Genomic DNA, 1916 nt, shown 5'->3' on the forward strand with positions numbered 1-1916 from the left:
AGGCGGATGTAGTTGGAGCGGGTCCAGGTGTAGGTGGTGCCGTCGAGTTGGTCGGTGACGGTGAAGGTGCGGGTGGGGTCGTCGGGCAGGCCGAGGGCGGGTAGGTCGAGGTGCAGGGTGGCTTCGCGGGGTTGGTGGGGGTTGAGGTTGATGACGGTGAGGACGGTGTCGTGGAGGTGGCGTTTGGAGAAGGCGAGGAGTTCGGGTTGGTCGATGTGGTGGAAGTGCAGGTTGCGGAGTTGTTGCAGGGCGGGGTGGGTGTTGCGGAGGGTGTTGAGGCGGGTGATGAGGGGGGCGATCGAGGTGCCGGTGCGGGTTGCGGTGTCCCAGTCGCGGGGGCGGTACTGGTATTTCTCGGAGTCGCGGTATTCCTCGCTGCCGGGCCGGACGGGGGTGTTCTCGCACAGTTCGTAGCCGGTGTAGATGCCCCAGGTGGGGGAGAGCAGCGCGGCGAGGATGGCGCGGATCTCGAAGGCGGGGCGCCCGCCGTGCTGGAGGTATTGGTTGAGGATGTCGGGGGTGTTGGTGAAGCAGTTGGGGCGCATGTAGTCGGCGGCGGGCCCGGCGAGTTCTTGGAAGTAGGTGCGGAGTTCTTGGGCGGTGTTGCGCCAGGTGAAGTAGGTGTAGGACTGGTGGAAGCCGATTTTGGCGAGGGTGTGCATCATGGCGGGGCGGGTGAAGGCTTCGGCGAGGAAGAGGACGTCGGGGTCGGTGGCGGCGATGTCGGCCAGGAGGCGTTCCCAGAAGGCGACGGGTTTGGTGTGGGGGTTGTCGACGCGGAAGATGCGGACGCCGTGGTTCATCCAGTGCCGCACGATCCGCCGGACCTCCTCATACAGGCCGTCGGGGTCGTGGTCGAAGTTGAGGGGGTAGATGTCCTGGTATTTCTTGGGTGGGTTTTCGGCGTAGGCGATCGTGCCGTCGGCGCGGGTGGTGAACCAGTCGGGGTGGGTCTGGACCCAGGGGTGGTCGGGGGAGCATTGCAACGCCAGGTCCAATGCCACCTCCAGGCCGCAGGTGTTGGCGTGGTCGACGAAGGTGTCGAAGTCGGTGAGGGTGCCCAGGTCGGGGTGGATGGTGTCGTGGCCGCCGTCGGGTGAGCCGATGGCCCAGGGGGAGCCGGGGTCATACGGGCCGGCGTCGAGGGTGTTGTTGGGGCCTTTGCGGTGGGTGGTGCCGATGGGGTGGATGGGTGGGAGGTAGATGACGTCGAAGCCCATGTCGGCGATGGCGGGTAGGCGTTTGGTGGCGGTGCGGAGGGTGCCGGAGGTGGGGCCGCGGCGGCCGAGGGGGTCCAGGGTGGCGCCTTCGGAGCGGGGGAAGAATTCGTACCAGGCGCCGAACAGGGCGCGCTGGCGGTGCACGACCAGTGGGTACCAGTCGCTGAGGGTCAGCAGGTCCCGCAACGGATGACGCTCCAGAACATCCAGCACGGTCGGGTCGTCCACGGCGGCCATCCGGTCGGTGACCGGGACGGTCTCGTCCGCGAGACACCTGGCGAGCCGCTCCACGGTCGGCCGGTCCTTGCCCGGCACGGCCTCGGCCGCCCGCGCGAACAGCAACGCGCCCTCGGCGAGCATGAGTTCGACGTCCTGCCCCCGCGGCACCTTGATCTGCGCGTCATGCCACCAATGCGCGACCGGATCCCCCCACGCCTCCACCCGGAACGACCACGACCCCATCCGCGTCGGCGTCACCCGCGCCGACCACCGGTCCAACCCCGCACCCACCTCACCCATCCGCACCCCCGGCAGCTCCTCGCCCTCCGGAGTCCGCAACACCACCGCCGCACCCAGCCGCTCATGCCCCTCACGGAACACCGTCGCCGACACCTCGACCGTCTCACCCACCACCGCCTTGGCCGGCCACCGCCCGCACCCCACCACCGGCGCCACCTCAAGGATCGGAATGCGGCC

Annotated in this window: 1 protein-coding gene; it reads right to left on the reverse strand. The window is 68.7% G+C overall.

Translation table 11 applies throughout. The features are described from left to right. On the reverse strand, window positions 1-1916 hold a 1916-nt coding region (locus ACH34S_RS41900; protein ID WP_395958510.1), incomplete at both ends, for an alpha-1,4-glucan--maltose-1-phosphate maltosyltransferase.

Origin of the sequence: Actinomadura sp. 3N508 (assembly GCF_044326375.1) — a bacterium.
Lineage (GTDB): Bacteria > Actinomycetota > Actinomycetes > Streptosporangiales > Streptosporangiaceae > Spirillospora.